Genomic DNA, 24,047 nt, shown 5'->3' with positions numbered 1-24,047 from the left:
CAAGACGGGTGTGTGTTGCAAGAACGCCACAAAGCAGGGGTGGCCCGTCCGGCCGGTCAAGGGCAGTGCGTAGGGTGCGTAAAGCCGTCACGAGGACGGCGGTGTGGATGTGTCGAGAGGGGAACGCACGTGACGGTCAACTTGTCCAAGGGACAGGCGATCAGCCTGCAGAAGTCCGATGGAGGCACCCTGACCGCGGTGCGCATGGGACTCGGCTGGCAGGCGGCACCCCGCCGCGGGCTGTTCGGCAAGCGCACAAGGGAAGTCGATCTCGACGCCTCGGCGGTGCTCTTCGCCGACAAACAGCCGGTGGATGTGGTCTTCTTCCGTCATCTGACCAGCGACGACGGTTCGGTGACGCACACCGGTGACAACCTGGTCGGCGGCGTCGGGCAGGGCGGTGACGACGAGGCCATCCTGGTGGATCTGCAGCGGGTCCCGGTGCACATCGACCAGATCATTTTTACCGTCAACTCCTTCACCGGACAGACCTTCGCCGAGGTGGAGAACGCCTTCTGCCGACTGGTCGACGAGGCCAATGGCCAGGAGCTGGCGCGCTACACCCTGGCCGGAGGCGGTGACTACACCGCGCAGATCATGGCCAAGGTGCAGCGGCAGGGCAATGGCTGGTCGATGACCGCCATCGGCGCCCCGGCCAACGGCCGCACCTTCCAGGACCTGATGCCCGCGGTCCTGCCCCATCTCTGACATCCTCCGCCCCGTTTATGGGGCGGAATCCCGCCCAGGTCACGGTGCGGCCCGGTGGCTGGTCGACGCTTCACAGCCCGGGCCCAGCGGCTAAGGCTCCACGTCCTGCGACCGCCTGTCCGGCGGCCGGTCCGATGGCTTGGCTGTCGCCTTCGGATGCGATGAGCGTACGAGGCTTTCCGGGAGCGGCTGCGGTCCTCCGGACCGCCGGGCTGCCGCGCGGCGGGGTTCGACGCACCACCGGTTGGCCCGGCGACTGTTCGCGGGGACTGTTCGCCCGGGCCAGCCGTTTCAGAATCGAGTCAACCTATCGAGAGGGCACAGCGATGACGGCCGAGCTGGTCCGCGGGCAGAACCACCCACTGCCCGAGACCCGTTTGGAGATCCGGGTATCGACCGGGAAGCCGGTCATAGCCGGGGCGACGCTCGGCGATGAGCAGGGGCGGATGCGCGACGACGGATGGATCGCCCACCCCGGCTCACCGAACCTCCCCGGTCTGGAGGTCTCCCGGCAGGCCGCCGCCGACCACCGGCTCGCCGTGGACCTCGACGCGCTCCCCGAAGAGGTGCACAAGGTCCATGTGCTGCTGGCGCTGCCTCTCGGCGTCGGCGGCCCGGTCTCGTTCGGCGCGCTCGCCTCCCCGTTTGTCGCCGTGACCGGGCTGGACGGCACCGAGGTCGCCAGCTACACCATCATCGGCCTCGACCCCGAGTCGGCCGTCGTCGCCGTGGAGCTCTACCGCAGGCAGGGCGCCTGGAAGGTGCGTGCCGTGGGACAGGGCTACGCGGGCGGTCTCGCCGCGATGCTCGCTGACCAAGGCCTGACTCAGGCGCGAGAGCTGGCGACGACGATCAATGAGGCCGTCGCCAGCGGCATGGCCCGCTCCGTCGCCGCACCCCCTCCCCGGCGTACGGCGGCTGTCAGCGGCAGCCCGGAGGGCCCCCCGGCACCGTCGCCCGGTCCCACCACCGCGCCGCCCGCCGGCACCGGCGGCCCCATCAACTACCAGCACCCGCGACGGCAGACCAGCGCACCACCGCCCCCGGCTCCCACGGCCCCGGAGCCCGAGCCGGGGCAGCCCGCCCAGCCCGTCGCCGGGGACGCCACCGGCTGGTCCATGGACGAGCGGCTCTACAACCAGATCTGGGGCATGTTCGAGGACCTTGCCCGTACGACCGCCGCCTACCGCAGCGCGGTCGACTTCGCCGACTCCCGGATGGAGCAGGAGCTCGACAAGGTCCTCGCCGACCCCAGCGCCCGCTCCGGTCCGGCCGCCGACGCCGCCCGTGGCGCCGCCCGCGCCAAGCACACCGAGCTCATCGACCGGGCCCGCGCCGCACTCGACCGTGACCTCGACCAGCTGACGGCGGAGTCCGAGGTGGTCGAGCCCGCCCTGCCGCTCGCCTACGCCCGCTGGGACAACCCGGTCTGGCATGGCTACCAGGTGCCGATGGAGGTCCCCATGGCGCTGCGTATGGGCGACCTCAGCCTGCCCGAGCGCACCGACCTGCGGATTCCGCTGCTGGTGCGGCTACCGCTGGAGCGCGGGCTGTGGATCGACGCGGGCCACAGCTCCCAGGCCACCTCCCTGGTCGCGCCGGAGGAGCTGCGCAGGCTCTCCGGTGAGCTGGCCACCGCCATCGCGGGACGGCTGCTGGCCGTCTACCCGGTCGGTGATGTCACCGTCCACATCATTGACCCGGCGGGCACCGCGGCTCCCACGCTCGCCCCGCTGGTGCGGTCCGGCGTGCTGCGCGAGCCGCCCGCCCAGGGCGCCGGCGGCGTCGCCACCGTGCTGGCCAAGCTCACCCGGCGCGTCGATCTGGTGCAGATGGCCATCCGTAACCGGGTGGCCGACTCGCTCCCGCCCGACATCGACACCGCCGAGCAGCTTCTGATCGTCCATGACTTCCCGCATGGCTTCGACGACCGCGCCGTCACCCAGCTGCGCTATCTCGCCGACGAGGGGCCATCCGTCGGGGTCCATCTGCTCATGGTCGCCGACCGGGAGGACGCCAGCGCCTATGGCCCGGTGCTTGACCCGCTGTGGCGCTCGCTGCTGCGGATCACCCCGGTGCCCGATGACCATCTGGCCGACCCCTGGGTCGGCCACGCCTGGACCTATGAGCCGCCGATGGTGCCGCCCGGCAGCCAGGTGCTGCCGCAGGTGCTGCGCCAGGTCGCGGAGGCCCGCCAGCGGTACGGGCGCTGACCCGGGCCTTGCCTCTGTTCCCGGGTGAGTTTTCCGCCGCGCGGGTCTCCTGTATCCTGCACGCAATGGAGGGGAGTATTCCCTGCTGCGACGTTCCCGTCAGTACGGGCCGACCTGACCGGCCCCGGGGGCGTTGGCCCGTAGCGCATAACGGGTGGAAGAGACCTCCGGTGACGACAGCCGGAGGAGTGCTGCGTGGATATCGCCCTGACCACCTGGGTGCTGACCATTGTCGGTCTGTGCGCCCTGATCGCCGTCGACTTCCTGATCGGCGGCCGCAAGCCCCATGAGGTCTCCCTCAAGGAGGCCGGGATCTGGACCGCCGTCTGGATCGTTCTCGCTGTGCTCTTCGGGCTTGGCCTCTTCCTCCTGGCCGGGGCCCGGCCCTCCGGCGAGTTCTTCGCGGGGTTCATCACCGAGAAGTCGCTCAGTGTCGACAACCTCTTTGTCTTCGTCCTCATCATGGCGAAGTTCGCGGTGCCCCCGGCCTATCAGCAGCGTGTGCTCATGGTCGGCGTACTGATCGCGCTGGTGCTGCGCGCGGTCTTCATCGCGGCCGGTGCGGCCATCGTCTCGACCTTCTCCTGGGTCTTCCTCATCTTCGGCGGCTTCCTCATCTGGACCGCCTGGAAGCTCATCCAGGAGGCGCGGGCCGATGACAAAGAAGAGGCGTACGAGGAGAACCGCCTCCTGAAGCTGGTCGAGCGGCGCTTCCCGTCCACCGACCAGTACCACGGTACCAAGCTGTTCATCGTGCGGAACGGTCAGCGGCTGATGACCCCCATGCTGATCGTGATGCTGGCGATCGGCAGCACCGATGTGCTGTTCGCCCTGGACTCCATTCCCGCGATCTTCGGGCTGACCCAGGAGCCGTACATCGTCTTCACCGCCAACGCGTTCGCCCTGATGGGCCTGCGGCAGCTGTACTTCCTCATCGGCGGACTGCTGAAGCGGCTGGTCCATCTCTCCTACGGTCTGTCGGTCATCCTCGGCTTCATCGGGGTGAAGCTGGTGCTGCACGCCCTGCACGAAGCCGGGGTGCATGTCCCGGTGATCAGCATTCCGGTCTCGCTCGGGGTGATCTGCGCGGTTCTCATCATCACCACCGCCACCAGCCTCCGGGCGAGCAGCCGCCGACAGGCGGAGGAGAGGCAAGACGCCCAGGGAGCCGACCAGGGGCCCGACCAGACGGAGAGCGCCCGGGTCAGCGACCGCCCGTGATCGTGATGTCCCGCTGCACACGCTCACCGCTCACCGTTACCGCGAGGGTGACCCTCCCCGTGCGCAGGCCGGTGACCGTGCCCGTAGCCGGGGTGAAGACGGCGGCGCAGTGGCGTGGTGCCCGGTGTGGAGCGCCGACGCACATGCCCGGTGAACCGGACCAGTCCGCGCTCGCCGGCCAGGCCACCGGCACCTGACGGGCGTTCGCGCCCGAGCCCTGCGTCACCGTCGCGCCAGCCGGGGCCGATCCGCCGGCCTCGACGCGGTCCGGGACGTCCATGGTCAGCGCATCCACATGCGGATGCGTCTGTACGGAGATCCAGTCCCGCTCACCATCCCGGTCGACTCCCACCAGCGACCAGCCGGTGAAGCCGCCCTCGCCGGGAGCCGCCGCGGGCGCCTTTCCCGCGTCGCCGTTGACCAGATACGGCACTCCGTCCACCCGGGAGGCGTCGAAGACTCCGACGTGGGCCCCGATGAAGGCGGCGCCCTTGCCGCTGTCCCGGCGGAACCCGGCCAGCCACCGCTCCAGCAGCGCCGCTTCCATCCGGTCGGTCAGCTGGCTGGCGGGCCGGGCGGTCGGATCGCGTGGCGGCACATGGGCGACCAGCACCACCGAGCCGATCCGGCGGTCCTTCGCGGCCCGGTCCAGCTGCCGGCGTACCTCGGTGAACTGCGCGAAGCCACCACCGCGGATGGTCAGCGAGGAGGTGTCCAGGGTGATGAAGCGGGTGCCCTTGTGGTCGAAGGTGAGCTGGGTGTCCCCGAACTCCTTACGGAACCTGTCGATGGATCCGCCCATCACCTCATGATTGCCCGGTACGTAATACCAGGGCAGCTGCCCCAGCTCCGCCTTGAGCATGGCGTGGGCGAACGCCAGATCCCCGTCGGAGCCCTCGTCCACCCAGTCGCCGTTGATCAGTACGAAGTCGGGCCGCGCCGCCTTGGCGGCACGCAGCGTACGGCGGGCCTGCCGCACCAGCTCACTGTCCGGCTCCCGGGCGACGAACTGGGCATCGGAGACCACCGCGAACCGCCAGTCCCGGCCGGCGGTGTCGGCAGCCGTGCTGATCAGCGGGTCCCGCACCTGCGGGGCGGTGGGCAGTTCGGCATCCGGCGGAATACGGGCGGTCAGCTCATCGATGACGATCTCGCCGCGGTACTGCTGGTCCGGCCGGGTCTCGGCGATATAGAAGCGGTGCACCGTCAGCGGATACGCCAGGCCCGGCGGCACCTCGAAGGTCACTTCTTCCCAGCCCTCCCCGTCGATATACGGGGCGCGCAGCACCTGACTGGCGCCGGTCGCGTCCTTGAGATGGAGCGACGGCCAGGCTCCCTTGCCGTCCCCCTTGAGCCACAGCCCAAAGCTCTGCGGCTGGTCCGGTACCGCCAGCCGCCCTGGTGGGCTGGCATAGGCGGCGCGGGTGGCCGTGGACCGCGAGAAGTCGTATGTCATCTTCAGCGCGGTGCCGTGGCGGCCGTCCGGCTCGGGCGCCAGCGAGCCGTCGGCGCGGGCCGCGGAGAAGGTCCACCTCCCGGCGTCCTCGAAGTCGGCCATGCGCCGCTCCACCAGCCCCACGGTCACCACCAGCGTGGTGGTCTTCCCGGCGACGGTGGCCGTGATCTTCCCGGCGATGAACTCCTGGCCCGTACGGGCCGTCACGGTGAAGCCGCCCGCCGCCTCATCGGGGCTGATGGTGAAGAGCGAGCGGTCGTAGTCGAGCCGGACATCCGCCGGCTCGATGGGTGCGCTGTGCCCCTCGGTGTCGAAGCCGGTGAAGCCGAAGCCCGCCACCGCCTCGCGGTCCGCCAGCCCCACCCGTTCCTGGCTGGGCGCGATCCGGTCGAGGGCGCCCAGCACGGTGAGTTCGGTGCTGCCCTCGGCGGGGCCACGGGCGGCGGTGACCTCGGTGGTTCCGGGGTTACGGGCGTGGAAGGTGCCGCCCGCGTCGACGCGGCCCACCCGGGGCCGCTGGGCCCGCCACCGCGGGGTGCCGTCGGCGGGGCCGTACGTCTCGTCGTATCCGGCCGCGGTCAGTTCGCGGGTGAGTCCGGGGAAGACCCTCTCGGGGTGGCCACCGGGCATCGGGTCCACGGTGGGGGAGTGACGCGGGTCGGCGGCGGTGGTGACCCAGAAGCCGGTCAGGGCGCCGCTGCCGTTCTCGGCGGTGAGCGCGAGACCGTTGGGTACGGCGCGCTCCTCGCCCTCGGACGGGCTGTTCTCCAGCCTCGGGGTGGTCGAACCGGGCTCCCGGGCGAGCAGTGTGGCGGAGCCGCCGCCATCCAGGTTGAGGGCGTTGTGGGCGCCCAAGTCCGCCATCATCCGTCCGAGTTCGGTGAGGGTGGCGCCCCCCGAAGCGGCCTGACGGCCATCGACGGTCAGCGTATGCAGGGTGGCGCCGTCCCTGGAGAAGCCGACCGCGGTGCGCGGATGTGCCGTATCGTCCGGCCCGGCGTCCAGCGGCTCGCCGTCCACGACCAGCAGCCGGTTACCGCCGACCGCGGTGCGGGGCACCTGTCCGCCGTCACCGGTGCGCGGCGCGTACTCCCACGTCACCGTGTCGCCCACTGTCAGCTGGGCCAGCGTCTTGGCGCCGGTATCGCGGCCCAGTAAGACGGTGGTGCCCGCCGGGATCTCGCCCTGGCCGGGCTCTTCCGCGAGGGCGGTCACCGTGCCGTTGTGGACGGTGACCTCGGTGACGTGATCCGCGCCGACCACGGTCTGGGCCCGGTCGGCCACGCCCCACCGGGCGTTGTAGATACCGATGCCGTTCTCGGGCACCGCGGCGGCGTTGTACGCGCCCAGTGGCTCGGCACCGGCGGGGAGGGTCAGGGTCCCCTCGAAGTAGAGGTCGAGGATACGGCCCGCACGGTCCGGCCCGATGCCGGCAGCCCGGCTCCGGCCTTCCGCCGGGGAGTGGCTGACTTCGCCGTGCCGGACACCGGGGCCCAGCGGGGCGCCGGTCCCGTTGATGTCGAAGAAGTCGGCGTTGAGGGCGGCGACCGTACGTCGCTGCGGGCCGGGATCGTGGTCCCTGGCGAGCTCGGTGACCGTCTTGCGTTCGGAGACCCTGCCGGACGACAGATAGTCGACCCGGGTGCCACCGTCGAGGTCCACGCTGAGGGCGTGGGCGCGCAGCCACTTGCCGGGTTGGAGGCGGTGGAAGGAGGTGAGCCGTGCGCCGGGTGCGACAGGCCGGGTCGTACGGGCCAGCTCCATTCCGCCGTCGCTGGCGGGCGGCCGGGGGGCGGCGGCTGCGCGGTGCGGCGGCGGTGCGGCGTGTGTCTGCGGGGGAGGGAGGCCCAGTCCGAGTGCGGTAGCGGCGCTGAGGGCGACCAGCGAGCGGAGGAGTCTTCCGGTGTGCGGTGTGAGGGGGGACACAGTGCTACAGCGTGGCAAAAGGGACCGGTCTACACCAGAGTCCAGGCGTGAACCCGGAGCGAATAACACCCGGTGCCCGTCCGCCATTTGGGCGAACGGGCATCAGGGTGCCGGTGTGTGTCAGATCCGGCGTCAGATCCCCCGCAGCCCCCGCAGCCGCCGTATGCCGAGCGCTCCGGTGGCCGCTGCCGCCAGCGCGCCCGCGCTGATGCCCAGCGCGGTCAGCGGGAAGGCCGGGCCCTCCTCGGCCACCGGGGCGGGAGCGGCCCGCGGTGCTGAGTGGGGCGCTGAGTGGGGTGCCGAGTGAGGCTGTGACCGCGGGGCATAGCCACCGGCCATGCCGTCGCGGTCATAGGCCGAGCCGGGCAGTTTGCCGCCGTAGGCCTCGCGTACCCGTTCCTGATAGGCCTTCAGGCTGGCGCCGCGGTCACCGATCGCCGCCCGGGCGTCACCGTCCAGCGGCAGCACCCTGCCGCTGGAGTACACATACCAGGCGTTGATCTGCGGCTCATGGAAAACGGTGCCGCCCGGCGCCGCCTGCTCACCCATCGCCGCATAGCGGATCTCATCATCACCGGTGGCGATGTTGACGACCCGCCAGGCGCCGTCCACCTTCGCCGTCCACACGGAGGCCTTCCGGCCATCGGTGGAGACGGCCTTGCTGGCGAGGTACTCCAGCTTGGCGAGGGGCGCGTTCGGCTCACCGGAGACAAACTCGGCCGTGAGCGTGAAGACCGGCACGGCCTTGCCCTTGATCGCCGGATTGCCTGGGGTCTGACCGGACCGGCTGACCTGGCCGTCGCGGGCGAAGAAGCGGGAGAGCGTATCCAGCGTCCCGTTGTCGGTGGCGGCCTGGTGTGCGGCCTGGACACTCGCCGCCGACGGTGCCTTCGGTATCCGCGGGCCGGACCCGTCGGCGTGGGCGTACGGGGCGAGACCGATCGCGGCGGTGGCCAGTGTGCCAGCGGCGACCACGCGCAGAATGATACGTCGTGTGGTCATGACCTCACGCTCCGATCCGGTAGAGCGAGTGGGTCCACGCGAACGAGTTGTTGTTCACGTACCAGCTGTGTGACGCCCAGTTGTAGCGGTTGCTGGAGGGCCATGGATCGCCCCAGTAGACCCAGCTGTTGGCGGTGTCATAGCCGTAGATCACATGCATATGGCCGCCGCCGGACTTCCAGCCGATCCGGGTCTCAATGGGCCGGTCGGCGTTGATCTCGCTCTGCACCGTGCCGTAGCGCAGCCAGCCGCTCACATAGGAGCCGGGATTGACCCCGGTCCAGCGCAGCCCGGTCTGTACATGCCCCAGCGTGGCCTGGTTGTTGGGACAGGTGGTGCCTTGCCGCCGGTTGAAAGCGGCGTTGCAGAACTGGTTTTGGCTGTACTTCTTGCCGTAGTAGTCCGCGATGGTGTTGCCCGCCGCTCCCCAGCACCAGTTGCTCTTCTCCTGGGCCTGCATGGAGATACCGAGCCGTTTCCAGGCGAGGGCCTGAGGATCGTCGGAGGCGGCGGCAGCGGTGGAACTGGCGGCGGGCACGGCTATCAGCGCGGCAGCGGTAGCCGCGGTCAGCCCGAGCCATCTGCGTCGGGTCAGGGACATGGCGTTCCTCCCAAGTGCGAGGGGGGTGTGGAGGAGCGCATCCGGATGCTGGGGTTCAGCATCAACAGTTGTTGACTTCCGGTCAACAGGCTTCAATACGAGGAGAAACGCCGGTGTGAACGGTCTGGCGCGGATGTGAACGACGCCACTGGATCTGCTGGCGGCACGGGTGAACAGTGCGAAGACGGGGCGGCAGACGTGAATATTCACACCAGAGGTGTGCGGTACGAGAACCTTCCGGAGGAACTGGTACAGGCGCTGCGCACGGGGCCGTTCCATGAGGCGCTGCGTGCCGCCATCGCCGCCCGTGGCCTGGCACTGCACCGGATACGGCACCGGCTTGCCCAGCGCGGCGTCACCGTCGGAGTGACCAGCCTCAGCTACTGGCAGCAGGGCGCCCGCCGGCCGGCGCGAGCCGAGTCGTTACGGGCCGTCCCCGCCCTGGAGGAGATCCTTGAAGTGCCCCGGGACGCGCTCGTACGGTTGCTGGAGCCGGAGCTGAGGACCGAGCGGCCCGTCTCCCGCTCGTACCGCTCGCTGCTGGACCCCCATGCCGCGCTCAGCGAACTCCTCACCGAGCTGGGTGCGCCGTCCGACGGTGGGCTGCATACGGTGTGCCATCTGGAGCGGGTGCGGATAGGAGCCGGCCGGGAGCTGGTGGAGCGCGAATCCCAGCAGGTCGTACGCGCACACCGGGACGGGGTCGACCGCTGTGTCGCCATTCACCGCGGTGACCCCGGCTGCGACCCCGCCCGAGTGCGGGTACGGGCGGGCGAGAACTGCCGGGTGGGCAGCGTGCGCTGGCACGGCACGGCGGGGGTCGTCGTCGCCGAGCTGCTCTTCGACGCCCGGCTGCGGGCGGGTGACACCCAGCTCTTCAGCTACACCTTCCAGGACGGCACCGCCGGGCCCAGCAGTGAGTATGTACGCGGCTTCCGGTTCATGGGCGGACAGTATGTGCTGCAGGTCCGCTTTGACCCGGCGGTGCTCCCGGTGCACTGCCACCGCTTCGCCCGTACGTCCGCGGGGGCGCGGCCCAGCGCCCGGGAGGAGCTGACGCTCACCGGGCGCCACCCGACGGTGCACCTGGTGGAACAGGAGGTGCACCGCCGGATCCTGGGCATTGGCTGGCGGTGGGCGTGACCTGCGTGAGCGACGGGCTCAGTACGAGCGGCCGGCGCCCAGCGTGAGGTGGAAGATGCCCCAGGTGAGGTGCTGCTCCCGGCCGCCGTTGATCCAGTGCCCGAGGCCCTTCTTCATCTGGGCCAGATACTCATGGCTGACCTTCCCCGCCAGCCCGTGGTCCTCCTGGCGCTCGGTCTCCTCAAGCACCCGCTCGTAGTGGGTGACCAGATGCTCGCGAAGCTCTTCAAAGCCGCTGTCGACCGTGGTGAAGCCCAGCCGGGCCAGCTCACTGGTGTAGAAACCGGGCGAGCCCATGTCGTCCAGGTGGATGCGGTCGAGGATCGGCTGCAGTACGCCGGTGGGGCAGTTGTCGGCCGCCATCGGGTCGGTAAAGATGAGATGGCCACCCGGTCGCAGTACCCGCGTGATCTCCTCCAGCACCCGGACCCGGTTCCCGCTGTGCAGAAAGGCGTCCTGGGACCAGATGACATCAACCTCATCATCCGGGTACGGGATGTTCTCGAAGGATCCGTCCACGACCTCGATCTTGTCGTTGAGGCCACGGGCCGTGTTCAGCTCCTTATGGCGTTCGTTCTCCACCTCGCTGAGGTTGAGCGCGAGAACCCGGCAGCCGTATGTCCCGGCCAGATACCGAGCGGAGCCGCCGAAGCCTGAGCCGAGGTCGAGCACCACGGAATCCTCGGTCAGCTCCAGCTTCGAGGCCATCCGCTCGACGGTGCGGCGGCTGGCGTCCGCGATGGGTTCCTCAGGGCGCTCGTAGAGGCCGATATGGATGTCCTCACCGCCCCACACCGTGGCGTAGAAGGTGTCAGCGTCAGGTGAGTTGTAGTAGCTGCGGGCGGTACCGACCGCGCCCGCGTACGAGCTTTCCTGGTTGTCTTCCATCCGGTACTCCTTCTCCGCTATATGGATGAAGAAGTCGGGCTGTTCGCCTCGGTACGTGTGCTGGAAGTCGCCGTAGGTCTCGATGCGCTGGAAGCCCACCTCGGACATGAGCCGACGGGTGTAGTCCTTCCGCAGCGGGAACATGTTGAGGTGGTACACGGAGCCGTCCGGGAATTTGTACCGCATACGGCACAGCCCATCGTCGACGTACTCCGGCGCTACGGCGACATCCTCGCCGCAGTAGTAGTAGGTGTGCTTGCTCGTGTATCCCTCATCCAGAATCGCGTCGTAATTGCGTTGGTCCAGGACAAGGACTCCGTCGTGCTTCAGCATCGCGTAGAACTCGGCCAGTGCCTTGCGCCGGTCGCGCTCCGAGAAAAGATGCGTGAATGAGTTTCCGAGGCAGACGATGGCGTCGTACTCCCCGTGTACATCACGGTTGAGCCAGCGCCAGTCCGCCTGGACGACGCGGAGAATGTGGTCCCCGTGCTGCATGCCGTTCTTGAAGGCCATCGCCAGCATCTCGGCGCTGCCGTCCGCGCTTACGGTTTCGAATCCAGCCGCCAGCAGCCGCACCGAGTGAAAACCGGTTCCTGTCGCGACATCGAGCACGCTCTTCAGTCCCCGCTTGCGCAGGAGGTCGATGAAGAAGTTGCCCTCGCTTTCTGCTCTCTTCTCCCAGTCTATGAGAGAGTCCCACTTCTCGACGAAGCTGGGTATGTATTCTTCGGTGTAGTGCCCGGTTTCTCGGACCTCGACGGGGTTGTCTCCGAATTTCTGAGCCGGTTGCGCGGTAATGAGAAACCTCCAGTTGCGGGGGTGGTTGGCCAATGGCACGGCCGCCCAGACGGAACAGGGTTCAGGTCTCGGGAACCGCGCACGGTCCCCAGCGCATCGCTTTCCACGCCTGCGAGATCTATGCCTGCAACATCCCTGCGCAGCGGCTTGGCCGCCGCGGACAAGCGGCCGTGACCAGTACCTTTTCCGGATTCAGATTTCTGGAGGCGCGGACTCCGCGTCCGCGGCCAGCCGCCCCGGCAACTGGGGGAGTTGACGCTCTTATCCGTCTTTATCCCTTGTTGGCCAGTCCTTGTTGGCCGGTCCTTGTTGCTCAGGCGGCGAGCTGGCGTTCGAGGGGGTGAGCTCACCACCGATCAGCTCGCCGTTGCCCCGCGTTCGCCGCCATCGAGGCGACCGGCTGAGCACCGCACGCGTCAGGCGTCTGGGCCGGCGATGAGCTTGCCGCCCTCTACGCGCACCGGTACCTCGGGCAGCCGGGCGGTGGCCGGGGCGCGCAGGACCTCGCCGGTGGTGGCGTCGAAGCGGCTGCCGTGACAGCCGCAGTCGGCTTCCAGGCCCGTTACGGCGGAGAGCACACAGCCCCCATGGGTGCACACCGCGCTGAACGCCCGGTACTCGCCTTGCTCTGGCTGTGCGACGACGACCTTGCTCTCGCGGTAGATCCTGGCGCCCCCGACCGGTACATCTCCGGCCGCGCCCAGCTCGACGGGGGCGGTGGGGGTGGCCGGGCCCGCGTCCCGGCCGGTCGCGGGGGAGCAGGCCGCCACGCCAAGGCCTGCGGCCCCGGCTAGCGCCGCTCCGCGCAGCAGGGTCCGGCGGCGGGGGGACTGTCCGGGGCAGGCCTGGTCATCGTGCGTCATCGGGCTGTTCCTGTGGCGTGGGACGAAGGAGATGATCCGCCAGCCTACGTCCCACGCCACCGTGGTCAGGACTTACGGGTAGCCGCCCGCTTGCGGGGCGCCGCCTTGGCGGGGTTGGCCTTCTTCACGGCCTTCCGGAGCGGCGGCGCGTCACTGACCCGGCTGCCGAGAAGATCCCGCAGGAACTTGCCCGTGTGGCTGGTGGTAACCGCCGCGACCTGCTCCGGGGTGCCCTCGGCGACCACAAGTCCGCCGCCGACACCGCCCTCGGGGCCCAGGTCCAGCACCCAGTCCGCTGTCTTGATCACATCGAGGTTGTGCTCGATGACGATCACCGTGTTGCCCTTGTCGACCAGCCCGTCGAGCACCGTGAGCAGCTTGCGGATGTCCTCGAAGTGCAGACCGGTCGTCGGCTCGTCCAGGACGTAGACCGTACGGCCCGTGGAGCGCTTCTGGAGCTCGGAGGCGAGCTTCACCCGCTGCGCTTCACCACCCGACAGGGTGGGCGCGGACTGGCCGAGCCGGACATAGCCCAGGCCGACATCGTTGAGGGTCCGCAGATGGCGGGCGATGGCGGGCACCGCCTCAAAGAAGTCCAGCGCCTGCTCGATGGGCATGTCGAGCACTTCGGCGATGTTCTTGCCCTTGTAGTGAACCTCCAGGGTCTCCCGGTTGTACCGGGCGCCATGGCAGACCTCGCACGGGACATAGACATCCGGGAGGAAGTTCATCTCGATCTTGATGGTGCCGTCGCCGGAGCAGTTCTCACAGCGGCCGCCCTTGACGTTGAACGAGAACCGGCCCGGCAGATAGCCGCGGACCTTCGCTTCCATTGTCTCCGCGAAGAGCTTGCGCACATGGTCGAAGACACCGGTGTAGGTCGCCGGGTTGGAGCGTGGGGTGCGGCCGATGGGGGACTGGTCGACATGGACGACCTTGTCGACCAGATCGTCGCCCGTCACCCGGGTGTGCCGTCCCGGCACCGACTTGGCGGCGTTCAGCTCGCGCGCCAGGTGCGTATAGAGGATGTCATTGACCAGCGTTGACTTGCCCGAGCCGGAGACGCCGGTGACAGCAGTGAGCACACCGAGCGGGAAGTCGACGTCGATGTCCTGGAGGTTGTTCTCCCGTGCGCCGTGCACGGTCAGTATCCGCTCCGGGTCGACGGGACGGCGGATGTCCGGGGTCGGGATCTGCTTCTTACCGGACAGATACTGCCCGGTCATCGAATCCTGGGTGGCCAGCAGCTCCTTCAGCGGACCACTGTGCACCACCTTGCCGCCGTGCTCACCCGCGCCTGGCCCGATGTCGACGACCCAGTCGGAGCTCTTGATGGTGTCCTCGTCATGCTCAACGACGATCAGCGTGTTGCCCAGATCGCGCAGCCGCACCAGCGTCTCGATGAGCCGGTGGTTGTCGCGCTGGTGGAGACCGATGGAGGGCTCGTCCAGGACGTAGAGCACACCCACCAGGCCGGAGCCGATCTGGGTGGCGAGCCGGATCCGCTGCGCCTCACCGCCGGACAGGGTGCCCGCGGCGCGGTTGAGGGAGAGATAGTCCAGACCGACATCGACCAGGAACCGCAGCCGCTCATTGACTTCCTTCAGCACCCGCTCGGCGATGGTCTTCTCACGGGCGGTCAGCTTCATCTCACGCAGAAAGTCGGCGCAGTCGCTGATCGACATGGCGGAGACCTCGGCGATCGAGCGCCCCTGCACGGTCACCGCGAGCACGATCGGCTTGAGCCGCGTTCCCTCACAGGCCGGGCAGTGCACCTCGCGCATATAGCCCTCGAAGCGCTCCCGGCTGGAGTCGGTCTCCGCCTCCGAGTGCCGCCGCCGGACAAAGGGCACCGCGCCTTCGAAGGCGGTGGTGTAGGAACGCTCACGGCCGTACCGGTTGCGGTAGCGCACCGCGATCTGGGTCCGGTGGCCGTTCAGCAGCGCCTTCTTGGCGCGCTGCGGCAGCCCCGCCCAGGGGATGTCGGTGCGGAATCCCAGCGCGTCGGCGAGCGCGCCGATCAGCCGCCCGAAGTACTCCCGGTTGTGACCGTGTGACCACGGATGGATCGCGCCCTCGTCCAGGGACTTCTCCCCGTCCGGGACGATCAGCTCCGGGTCCACCTCCATCCGGGTGCCGATGCCGGTGCACTGCGGGCAGGCGCCGAAGGGGGAGTTGAAGGAGAAGGAGCGCGGCTCCAGCTCCTCGAAGGAGAGGTCGTCATACGGGCAGTAGAGATGCTCCGAGAACATGCGCTCGCGCTGCGGATCGTCCTCGTCCAGATCGACGAAGTCGAGAATCACCATGCCGCCGGAGAGCCCGAGGGCGGTCTCCACCGAGTCGGTGAGCCGCCGCTTGGCGCTGTCCTTGACCGTCAGGCGGTCGATGACCACCTCGATGGTGTGCTTCTCCTGCTTCTTCAGCTTGGGCGGATCGGAGAGCTGGACGGTCACGCCGTCCACCCGCGCCCGGCTGTACCCCTTGGACTGCAGATCGGAGAAGAGATCGGCAAACTCGCCCTTGCGCTCCCGCACCAGCGGCGAGAGCACCTGGAAGCGGCTGCCCTCCTCCAGAGCGAGCACCTTGTCCACGATCGCCTGCGGCGACTGCCGGGCGATCGGCCGCCCGCACTCAGGGCAGTGCGGCTTGCCGATCCGGGCGAAGAGCAGCCGGAGGTAGTCATAGACCTCGGTGATGGTGCCGACCGTGGAGCGCGGATTGCGCGAGGTCGACTTCTGGTCGATGGAGACTGCGGGGGACAGGCCCTCGATGAAGTCCACATCGGGCTTGTCCATCTGCCCGAGGAACTGCCGTGCGTAGGAGGACAGCGACTCCACGTAGCGGCGCTGCCCCTCGGCGAAGATCGTGTCGAATGCGAGCGAGGACTTGCCCGATCCCGACAGCCCGGTGAAGACGATGAGGGAATCACGCGGGAGGTCGAGCGAGACATTCTTGAGATTGTGCTCGCGAGCGCCACGGACGATGAGACGGTCGGCCACGCCGGTTGGCACCTTTCGTGTGAAGTCGAGGGGTCCAGATAGCCCAGACGGCACTGCCCCTGCCCAAGGGTATGGGGGAAGCCGCCGGAATGTCGCTGGGATACCGCTCCCGCGAGCGTATAGCACGCGCATTCGATTCAGGGCGGAAGTCGGCCAGCTTCACCCGGACGTATGGCGGCGATAGCGTTGGATCATGACCTCGCCTGCGCACGACGCCGCCCGTACGGGAATCCACCGACCGCCTGCTGGCCGCTGCCGGAAAGCTGGACGCCGCTGAAGGAGCCGCCGAAACCGCCGCTGTCACCGAACCCTCGCTGCTCCCCGGCTGGACCCGCGGTCATGTGCTGACCCATCTCGCGCGTAACGCCGACGCCCTGGTCAACGTCCTCCAGGGGCGCCCGATGTACGCCAGCGCCGAGGCCCGGGACGCCGATATCGAAAGCGGCGCCGACCGTCCCCTCGCCGTCCAGCTCGACGACATCCGCACCAGCGCCGCCCGGCTGGACCGGGCGATGGCCGCACTCACCGGTGATCAGTGGCAGCGCACCGTCGAGCTGCGCAACGGGGTCACCGACCTCGCCGCCAGCATTCCCTTCCGCCGTCAGATCGAGGTCGAGCTGCACCATGTCGACCTGGGTATCGGCTACACCGTCGATGACCTCCCGGGGGGCTTCGTCGACCGTGAGCTGGCGAACATGGCCAGGCGCTTCTCCGGCCATCCGGACGTCCCGGCGGTCGAGCTGCGCGCCGAGGACGGCCGCAGCTGGCACACCGGACGTCAGGAGGAAGGCGCCCCTCTGGTCATCGTGGGCTCGCCCACCGCCCTGGCCGGCTGGCTCACCGGCCGTACCACCGGCGGCGGACTCTCCGTAAGCGGAGAATCCCTGCCCGCGCTGCCCCCGCTCTGAGACACTGGCCGCGGCCCGCGGCCGTCCTCTGGAAGGAGCTTCACCCCATGCCCTACACCGGGAAGGTCACCGTCGGCGGCCCGGCCGAGGTCCATGAGCTCGCCGATCTGATGATCTCCAAGGTCGCCGTCGGCCCGATGGACAACAACGCCTATCTGCTCCGCTGCCGCACAACCGGCGAACAGCTGCTGATCGACGCCGCGAACGACCCGGAGACCCTGCTTCAGCTGATCGGTGACGACGGTATCGGCGCCGTCGTCACCACGCACCGGCACGGCGACCACTGGCAGGCCCTCGCCGACGTCGTCAAGGCCACCGGAGCCCGTACCTACGCGGGCCGCTATGACGCCGAGGGCATCCCCGTCCCGACGGATGTCCCGCTGGACGACGGCGACACCATTGAGTTCGGCGCCTGCAGCCTCACCGCCCGCCACCTTGTCGGGCACACCCCGGGGTCCATCGCCCTCATCTACGACGACCCGCACGGTCACCCGCATCTGTTCACCGGGGACTGCCTCTTCCCGGGCGGTGTTGGCAACACCTTCGGTAACGCCGAGAACTTCGCCACGCTGCTGCGGGATGTGGAAACCAAGCTCTTCGGCGAACTGCCCGACGAGACCTGGGTCTACCCCGGCCACGGCAACGACACCAGCCTCGGCGCCGAGCGCCCCCACCTGCACGAATGGCGCGCCCGCGGCTGGTAGGTCCCCAACCCCACCCCTTCCCGAAACTGGGGCTGACGCCGCCAGACCCCCACAGTGTTGTGGGCACTCGGGCCGCCCGAGGGGCGGCACGGGTGGGCACAACACCCGGCCACCGCAGCCGCACCGCCTTACCCCCGGGGCCCGGGGCGAAGCCCCGGTTACGGGAAGGGCCGGGACACGGGGAAACCCACCCACGGCACCCGGGGACCGCCCTGCCAGGCGGGGGTGAGGGGCCGCCCCTCTACGCAACCCACCACCCACACCAGCCCCAGCGCTCCGGTCCCCCCGTAGCAGGGCTCGCACCGCGCTCGCACCGTCGTAGGGTGGCCGCATGGCCGATCCCTCCAGCTACCGACCCAAGCCGGGACAGATCCCCGACTCACCGGGGGTCTACCGGTTCCGCGATGAGCACCGCCGGGTGATCTACGTCGGCAAGGCAAAGAGCCTGCGCCAGCGGCTCGCCTCGTACTTCCAGGATCTGGCCAACCTGCACCCACGCACCCGCACCATGGTGACCACCGCGGCCTCCGTGGAGTGGACCGTGGTCGCCACGGAGGTGGAGGCGCTGCAGCTCGAGTACTCCTGGATCAAGGAGTTCGACCCCCGCTTCAACGTCAAGTACCGCGATGACAAGAGCTATCCGTTCCTCGCGGTGACCATGAACGAGGAGTTCCCCCGGGTTCAGGTGATGCGCGGCGCCAAAAAGAAGGGCGTGCGGTACTTCGGTCCGTACGGGCACGCCTGGGCGATCCGCGAGACCGTCGATCTGCTGCTGCGGGTCTTCCCCGTACGTACCTGCTCGGCCGGGGTCTTCAAGCGTTCCGCGCAGATCGGGCGGCCCTGTCTGCTCGGCTATATCGGCAAGTGCGCGGCCCCCTGCGTCGGCCGGATCAGCCCCGAGGACCACCGCGAACTCGCCGAGGAGTTCTGTGACTTCATGGCCGGGCGCACCGGCACGTATCTGCGCAGGCTGGAACGCCGGATGCGGGAGGCCGCCGAGGAGCTGGAGTATGAGAAGGCGGCCCGGCTGCGTGATGACATCGAGGCGCTGGGGCGGGCGATGGAGAAGAACGCCGTCGTCCTCACCGACGCCACCGACGCTGATCTGATCGCCGTGGCGGAGGACGAGCTGGAGGCGGCCGTGCAGATCTTCCATGTCCGCGGCGGCCGGGTGCGCGGCCAGCGCGGCTGGGTCACCGACAAGGTCGAGGCGGTCACCACCGCCGGTCTGGTCGAGCACGCGCTGCAGCAGCTCTACGGCGAGGAGAAGGGCGACGCCATTCCCAAGGAGGTGCTGGTCCCAGCCCTGCCGGAAGCGCTCGGGCCGGTCAGCGAGTGGCTGGCCGAGCGGCGCGGCGCACGGGTCAGCCTGCGGATACCGCAGCGTGGCGACAAGCGGGCCCTGATGGAGACCGTCCAGCGCAACGCCCAGCAGACCCTCGCCCTGCACAAGACCAAGCGTGCCTCCGACCTCACCACCCGCTCCCGCGCTCTGGAGGAGATCGCCGAAGCGCTGGAGCTGGACTCCGCGCCGCTGCGGATCGAGTGTTTCGACATCTCCCATCTCCAGGGCGAGGATGTCGTCGCCTCCATGGTGGTGTTCGAGGACGGTCTGGCCCGTAAGAGCGAGTACCGCCGCTTCCAGATCAAGAGCTTCACCGGACAGGATGATGTCCGCGCCATGCGTGAGGTGATCGGGCGCCGGTTCCGCCGATATCTGCGGGAGAAGCAGAAGACGGGGGAGTGGGGCGGCCCTGATGACACCGCCGAGGTGAACGGGACGCTGGGTGAGGAGGGCCCCGTCGCACCCGGTGAGGCCGGGGCGCGCGGTGAGGACGGCAGGCCCAAGCGGTTCGCGTATCCGCCGCAGCTCGTTGTGGTGGACGGCGGGCAGCCACAGGTCGCCGCCGCCAAGGCGGCACTCGATGAGCTCGGAGTCGACGATGTGGCCGTCTGCGGACTGGCCAAGCGGCTGGAGGAGGTCTGGCTGCCGGGCGAGGACGATCCCGTGGTGCTGCCCCGCAGCAGCGAAGGGCTCTATCTGCTCCAGCGGGTCCGTGATGAGGCCCACCGGTTCGCTATCCGCTACCAGCGCGGCAAGCGGTCACGCTCGATGAAGACGGGCCCCCTGGATGCCGTACCCGGGCTGGGAGAGACCCGCAAGCAGGCCCTGATCAAGCACTTCGGCTCGGTCAAGCGGCTCCGGGCCGCCACCGTCGAGCAGATCTGCGAGGTGCCCGGCGTAGGACGCAAGACCGCCGAGACGGTCGCCGCCGCTCTGGCCGGCAAGACCGTGGCCACGCCGGCGGTGAATACCGCGACGGGCGAGATCATCGAAGAGGAATGACAGGCTCGGCCCGCCCAGAAGATCACGCGATCGACGATGATGATGAGCAGTAACAGACGCAGTAACAGACGCAGTAACAGACGCAGTAACAGACGCAGTGACAAACGCAGCGACAGCCGCAGCGACGGACACGAGAAGACACAGTCGGGAACCGGGGGATCGCAGATGGATACGCATGATGAGGCGGGAGCACAGGTGAGTACGGGCACAGCGGCGGACAACGGGAACGCGGAGAGCGTGACCATCCCCGAGCTGGTGATCATCTCCGGTATGTCCGGAGCGGGCCGCAGCACCGCGGCCAAGTGCCTGGAGGATCTGGGCTGGTTCGTGGTGGACAATCTGCCACCCGCCCTGATCCCCACCATGGTCGACCTGGGCGCCCGCTCGCAGGGCAATGTGGCCCGTATCGCCGTCGTCGTCGACGTACGTGGCCGCCGCTTCTTCGACAACCTCAAGGAGTCCCTGGCCGATCTCGCCGCCAAGCACGTCACCCGGCGGATCGTTTTCCTGGAGGCCTCCGACAACGCCCTGGTACAGCGCTTCGAGTCGGTACGCCGTCCGCACCCGCTGCAGGGCGACGGCCGGATCGTCGACGGCATCGAGGCCGAGCGTGATCTGCTCCGTGAGCTGCGCGGTGACGCCGATCTGGTGATCGACACCTCCAGCCTCAATGTCCATGAGCTGCGGGCCAAGATGGACGCCCAGTTCGCGGGTGATGAGGAGCCTGAGCTGCGGGCGACCGTGATGTCGTTCGGCTACAAGTACGGTCTGCCCGTTGACGCCGATCTGGTCGTGGACTGCCGCTTCCTGCCCAACCCCCACTGGGTGCCGGAGCTGCGTCCCTTCACCGGGACCAGCGATGAGGTGGCCACATATGTCTTCAACCAGCCCGGCGCCAAGGAGTTCCTTGACCGTTACGCCGAGCTGCTTCAGCTCATCGCCGCGGGTTACCGCCGGGAGGGCAAGCGGTATGTGACCATCGCTGTCGGCTGCACCGGTGGCAAGCACCGTAGTGTCGCGATGTCCGAGCGGCTGGGCCGCCGGCTGGCCGCCGAAGGAGTGGAGACTGTCGTGGTCCACCGGGACATGGGACGCGAGTGAGCCGAGTGACCGGCCGTACGCTTCGGCTGCGGCGCCGCAAGATGCTGCCCGGCCGCAAGGGACAGCCCAAGGTGGTTGCGCTCGGCGGGGGCATGGGGCTGTCCGCCTCGCTCACCGCGCTGCGCCGGATCACCGGTGACCTCACCGCCGTGGTCACCGTCGCCGACGACGGTGGATCCAGCGGCCGGCTCCGCGATGAGCTCGATGTGCTGCCGCCCGGTGATCTGCGCAAAGCGCTGGCGGCCCTGTGCGGCGACGACGAATGGGGCCGGACCTGGGCGCAGGTCGTCCAGCACCGCTTCGCCAGCGAGGGTGATCTGCACAACCACGCGGTGGGCAATCTGCTGATCGTCGCCCTCTGGGAGCAGCTCGGCGACCATGTGGCCGCCCTGGACCTGGTCGGCAAGCTGCTGGGCGCGCACGGCCGGGTACTGCCCATGTCGGCGGTGCCGCTGGAGCTGCAGGCGCTGGTACGCGGTCACGAGCCCGAGCGGCCCGATGAGCTGACCACCGTGCGTGGCCAGGCCACCGTGGCCCTCACCCCCGGCGAGGTGCAGCAGGTGCATCTGGTGCCGCATGACCCGCCCGCCGTCCCCGAGGCCGTCGAGGCCGTCCTCGACGCCGACTGGGTCGTGGTCGGGCCCGGCTCCTGGTTCTCCTCCGTGATCCCGCATCTGCTGGTGCCCGACCTGCTCCAGGCGCTCACCGAGACCAAGGCCCGACGGGTCCTCTCACTCAACCTCGCACCGCAGCCGGGGGAAACCGATGGTTTCTCCCCGCAGCGTCATTTGGAGGTTTTGGCACGACACGCCCCTAAACTCGCCTTCGACGTGGTGTTGGCAGACCAGGATGCTGTGCCCGACCAGGAGAGTCTGCGCGAGGCCGCTGTGCGGCTCGGCGGCACTGTCGAGCTGGCACCGGTTGCCGCGCCGGATGGTTCCCCGAAGCACGATCCGGAACTGCTGGCTGCCGCGTACGACCGTATTTTTCGGATGCATGGAAGGATCGGCCCATGGCGATGACGGCAGCGGTGAAGGATGAAATTTCCCGGCTCCCCGTCACCCGGACCTGCTGCCGGAAGTCGGAGGTCTCGTCGATCCTGCGGTTCGCGGGCGGCCTGCACCTGGTGAGCGGGCGCATTGTGATTGAGGCGGAGCTCGACACCGGCATCGCGGCCCGCAGACTCCGCAAAGACATTCTGGAGATCTTCGGGCACGCCTCTGACCTGGTGGTGATGGCCCCTGGCGGGCTGCGCCGGGGCAGTCGCTATGTCGTACGGGTGGTGGCGGGCGGCGACCAGCTGGCCCGGCAGACCGGTCTGGTGGACGGCCGCGGCCGTCCGATCCGCGGGTTGCCGCCGCAGGTGGTCTCGGGGGCCACCTGCGACGCGGAGGCCGCCTGGCGCGGGGCCTTCCTCGCCCATGGCTCGCTCACCGAGCCCGGCCGTTCCTCCTCCCTGGAGGTCACCTGCCCCGGCCCCGAGGCAGCCCTGGCGCTGGTCGGCGCCGCCCGGCGGCTGCAGATCGCCGCGAAGGCCCGTGAGGTACGCGGGGTGGACCGGGTCGTGGTCCGGGACGGTGACGCCATCGGCGCGCTGCTCACCCGACTGGGTGCCCATGAGTCGGTGCTCGCCTGGGAAGAGCGCCGGATGCGCCGCGAAGTACGGGCCACCGCCAACCGGCTGGCCAACTTCGACGACGCCAATCTGCGCCGCTCCGCGCGGGCCGCGGTGGCCGCCGGGGCCCGGGTGCAGCGGGCGCTGGAGATCCTGGGCGATGAGGTTCCCGAGCATCTGGCCGCCGCCGGGCGGCTGCGGATGGAGCACAAGCAGGCCTCCTTGGAGGAGCTGGGCGCGCTGGCCGATCCGCCGCTGACCAAGGACGCCGTCGCGGGCCGTATCCGCCGACTGCTGGCCATGGCCGACAAGCGGGCCCAGGATCTGGGCATTCCGGGCACCGAATCCAACCTCACCGAGGAAATGGTGGGGTGATCTGACCCCCGCCATACCCGTGATGGCGGGCCGGTGCCACGCCCCGGCCGATGTCACCTGGGCCGCCCGGGCGCGGTAGGGTCGGGGGTGGTCGGGGACATCCCAAACAAAACTCGTCGGTGTCCGCACCGGCGTACCAACGAGGAGATCGGTTCGTGACGATCCGCGTAGGCATCAATGGCTTTGGCCGCATCGGTCGCAACTACTTCCGCGCGCTGCTGGAGCAGGGGGCGGACATCGAGATCGTCGGTGTCAACGACCTGACCGATAACGCGACCCTGGTTCACCTGCTGAAGTACGACAGCATTCTGGGCCGCCTCAAGCAGGAGGTCAGCCACACCGACGACACCATCACCGTCGGCAACCAGACCTTCAAGACGATGGCCGAGCGCGACCCGGCCGCCCTTCCGTGGGGCGAGCTCGGCGCCGATGTCGTCATCGAGTCCACCGGCATCTTCACCAAGCGTGACGACGCCGCCAAGCACCTGGCCGCCGGCGCCAAGAAGGTCCTGATCTCCGCGCCCGCCAGCAACGAGGACATCACCATCGTGATGGGCGTCAACCAGGACAAGTACGACGCGGCCAACCACCACGTCATCTCCAACGCCTCCTGCACCACCAACTGTGTGGCGCCGATGGCCAAGGTCATGGACGAGAACTTCGGCATCGTCAAGGGCATGATGACGACGGTTCACGCGTACACCAACGACCAGCGCATCCTGGACTTCCCGCACAAGGACCTGCGCCGCGCCCGCGCCGCAGCCGAGAACATCATTCCGACCTCCACCGGTGCCGCCAAGGCCACCGCCCTGGTCCTCCCGCAGCTCAAGGGCAAGCTGGACGGCATCGCCATGCGGGTGCCGGTCCCGACCGGCTCGGTCACCGACCTGGTCTTCGAGCTGGAGCGCGAGGCCACCAGGGACGAGATCAACAGTGCCTTCCAGAAGGCCGCCGAGGGCCTGCTCAAGGGCATCCTCGAGTACACCGAGGACCCGATCGTCTCCTCGGACATCGTCAACTGGCCGGCCTCCTGCACCCTTGACTCGGCTCTGACCATGGTTCAGGGCAAGCAGGTCAAGATCGTCGGCTGGTATGACAATGAGTGGGGCTACTCCAACCGCCTCGTGGACCTGACCGTCTTCGTCGGCGGCCAGCTCTGATCGCTCAGCCGATCGCAGA

17 protein-coding genes are annotated in these 24,047 nt (G+C 69.0%); 11 read left to right on the top strand and 6 right to left on the bottom strand.

Annotation, left to right across the window (positions count from 1 at the left end; translation table 11 throughout):
* The first annotated feature begins 129 nt into the window (after window positions 1-129).
* The 3 genes from test1122_RS02725 (at window position 130) to test1122_RS02715 (ending at window position 4,142) form a co-directional block, all read left to right on the top strand.
* Window positions 130-708, top strand: coding sequence for a TerD family protein (locus test1122_RS02725; protein WP_232267546.1), 579 nt, complete (start codon window positions 130-132; stop codon window positions 706-708).
* Window positions 709-1,034: 326 nt separating this feature from the next.
* Window positions 1,035-2,921: a TerD family protein gene (locus tag test1122_RS02720; protein WP_232267545.1), complete on the top strand. Its 1,887-nt coding sequence runs from the start codon at window positions 1,035-1,037 to the stop codon at window positions 2,919-2,921.
* Window positions 2,922-3,116: 195 nt separating this feature from the next.
* Complete coding sequence (locus test1122_RS02715; RefSeq protein ID WP_232267544.1) at window positions 3,117-4,142, top strand: TerC family protein; 1,026 nt, start codon at window positions 3,117-3,119, stop codon at window positions 4,140-4,142.
* Here test1122_RS02715 and test1122_RS02710 read toward each other — a convergent pair.
* The 3 genes from test1122_RS02710 to test1122_RS02700 form a co-directional block, all read right to left on the bottom strand.
* Window positions 4,126-7,524 (bottom strand): phosphodiester glycosidase family protein, encoded by a 3,399-nt coding sequence (locus tag test1122_RS02710; RefSeq protein WP_422396908.1) that lies wholly within the window; start codon window positions 7,522-7,524, stop codon window positions 4,126-4,128. The two genes, test1122_RS02715 and test1122_RS02710, sit on opposite strands and share 17 nt — an antisense overlap.
* A 132-nt stretch (window positions 7,525-7,656) precedes the next feature.
* Window positions 7,657-8,526, bottom strand: coding sequence for a hypothetical protein (locus test1122_RS02705; RefSeq protein WP_232267543.1), 870 nt, complete (start codon window positions 8,524-8,526; stop codon window positions 7,657-7,659).
* A 4-nt stretch (window positions 8,527-8,530) separates the two neighbouring features.
* Window positions 8,531-9,127, bottom strand: a complete 597-nt coding sequence (locus test1122_RS02700) for a papain-like cysteine protease family protein (RefSeq protein WP_232267542.1) — start codon at window positions 9,125-9,127, stop codon at window positions 8,531-8,533.
* Window positions 9,128-9,346: 219 nt separating this feature from the next.
* Between test1122_RS02700 and test1122_RS02695 the strand changes: the two genes are divergently transcribed.
* Window positions 9,347-10,270 (top strand): hypothetical protein, encoded by a 924-nt coding sequence (locus test1122_RS02695; RefSeq protein ID WP_232267541.1) that lies wholly within the window; start codon window positions 9,347-9,349, stop codon window positions 10,268-10,270.
* An 18-nt stretch (window positions 10,271-10,288) separates the two neighbouring features.
* On the opposite strand, the gene test1122_RS02690 is transcribed toward test1122_RS02695, so the two are convergent.
* From test1122_RS02690 to uvrA, 3 genes are all read right to left on the bottom strand, one after another.
* On the bottom strand, window positions 10,289-11,995 hold the full coding sequence (locus test1122_RS02690) for a glycine/sarcosine N-methyltransferase (RefSeq protein ID WP_232267540.1): 1,707 nt from the start codon (window positions 11,993-11,995) through the stop codon (window positions 10,289-10,291).
* 377 nt (window positions 11,996-12,372) lie between these two features.
* On the bottom strand, window positions 12,373-12,819 hold the full coding sequence (locus tag test1122_RS02685; RefSeq protein WP_232267539.1) for a Rieske (2Fe-2S) protein: 447 nt from the start codon (window positions 12,817-12,819) through the stop codon (window positions 12,373-12,375).
* Window positions 12,820-12,884: 65 nt separating this feature from the next.
* Window positions 12,885-15,818, bottom strand: coding sequence for an excinuclease ABC subunit UvrA (uvrA, locus tag test1122_RS02680; RefSeq protein WP_232267538.1), 2,934 nt, complete (start codon window positions 15,816-15,818; stop codon window positions 12,885-12,887).
* 203 nt (window positions 15,819-16,021) lie between these two features.
* Between uvrA and test1122_RS02675 the strand changes: the two genes are divergently transcribed.
* From test1122_RS02675 to gap, 7 genes are all read left to right on the top strand, one after another.
* Window positions 16,022-16,726 carry a maleylpyruvate isomerase family mycothiol-dependent enzyme gene (locus test1122_RS02675; RefSeq protein ID WP_232271726.1) on the top strand — a complete coding sequence of 235 codons (705 nt, stop codon included), beginning with the start codon at window positions 16,022-16,024 and terminating at the stop codon, window positions 16,724-16,726.
* Between the two features lie 47 nt (window positions 16,727-16,773).
* The gene (locus test1122_RS02670) at window positions 16,774-17,430 is read left to right on the top strand and encodes an MBL fold metallo-hydrolase (RefSeq protein ID WP_232267537.1); all 657 of its coding nucleotides are present in this window, start codon (window positions 16,774-16,776) and stop codon (window positions 17,428-17,430) included.
* A gap of 331 nt (window positions 17,431-17,761) precedes the next feature.
* Entirely contained in the window at window positions 17,762-19,777 is a 2,016-nt protein-coding gene (gene uvrC / locus test1122_RS02665; RefSeq protein ID WP_232267536.1) for an excinuclease ABC subunit UvrC, read from the top strand.
* A gap of 165 nt (window positions 19,778-19,942) precedes the next feature.
* Window positions 19,943-20,878 carry an RNase adapter RapZ gene (gene rapZ, locus test1122_RS02660; RefSeq protein ID WP_232267535.1) on the top strand — a complete coding sequence of 312 codons (936 nt, stop codon included), beginning with the start codon at window positions 19,943-19,945 and terminating at the stop codon, window positions 20,876-20,878.
* Window positions 20,879-20,883: 5 nt separating this feature from the next.
* Window positions 20,884-21,900: a gluconeogenesis factor YvcK family protein gene (locus test1122_RS02655; protein ID WP_422397056.1), complete on the top strand. Its 1,017-nt coding sequence runs from the start codon at window positions 20,884-20,886 to the stop codon at window positions 21,898-21,900.
* The gene (gene whiA / locus test1122_RS02650) at window positions 21,891-22,868 is read left to right on the top strand and encodes a DNA-binding protein WhiA (RefSeq protein WP_232267534.1); all 978 of its coding nucleotides are present in this window, start codon (window positions 21,891-21,893) and stop codon (window positions 22,866-22,868) included. The genes test1122_RS02655 and whiA overlap by 10 nt, the downstream gene beginning before the upstream one ends.
* 155 nt (window positions 22,869-23,023) lie before the next feature.
* A complete protein-coding gene (gap, locus tag test1122_RS02645; RefSeq protein WP_232267533.1) occupies window positions 23,024-24,028 on the top strand; it encodes a type I glyceraldehyde-3-phosphate dehydrogenase in 1,005 nt (334 codons plus the stop codon).
* The last annotated feature ends 19 nt before the right edge of the window (window positions 24,029-24,047 follow it).

Origin of the sequence: Streptomyces gobiensis, assembly GCF_021216675.1 — a bacterium.
In the GTDB taxonomy this organism is placed as follows: domain Bacteria; phylum Actinomycetota; class Actinomycetes; order Streptomycetales; family Streptomycetaceae; genus Streptomyces; species Streptomyces gobiensis.
Note: the sequence above shows the minus strand (reverse complement) of the source record. Positions and strands in the feature narration are given on the sequence as shown.

Excerpts from the sequence above, each read along its gene's own strand:
- test1122_RS02720 (WP_232267545.1), top strand. The coding sequence starts at position 1,035 with ATGACGGCCGAGCTGGTCCGCGGGCAGAACCACCCACTGCCCGAGACC.
- test1122_RS02705 (WP_232267543.1), bottom strand. The coding sequence starts at position 8,526 with ATGACCACACGACGTATCATTCTGCGCGTGGTCGCCGCTGGCACACTG.
- test1122_RS02700 (WP_232267542.1), bottom strand. The coding sequence starts at position 9,127 with ATGTCCCTGACCCGACGCAGATGGCTCGGGCTGACCGCGGCTACCGCT.
- test1122_RS02685 (WP_232267539.1), bottom strand. The coding sequence starts at position 12,819 with ATGACGCACGATGACCAGGCCTGCCCCGGACAGTCCCCCCGCCGCCGG.
- test1122_RS02670 (WP_232267537.1), top strand. The coding sequence starts at position 16,774 with ATGCCCTACACCGGGAAGGTCACCGTCGGCGGCCCGGCCGAGGTCCAT.
- uvrC (WP_232267536.1), top strand. The coding sequence starts at position 17,762 with ATGGCCGATCCCTCCAGCTACCGACCCAAGCCGGGACAGATCCCCGAC.
- rapZ (WP_232267535.1), top strand. The coding sequence starts at position 19,943 with ATGGATACGCATGATGAGGCGGGAGCACAGGTGAGTACGGGCACAGCG.
- whiA (WP_232267534.1), top strand. The coding sequence starts at position 21,891 with ATGGCGATGACGGCAGCGGTGAAGGATGAAATTTCCCGGCTCCCCGTC.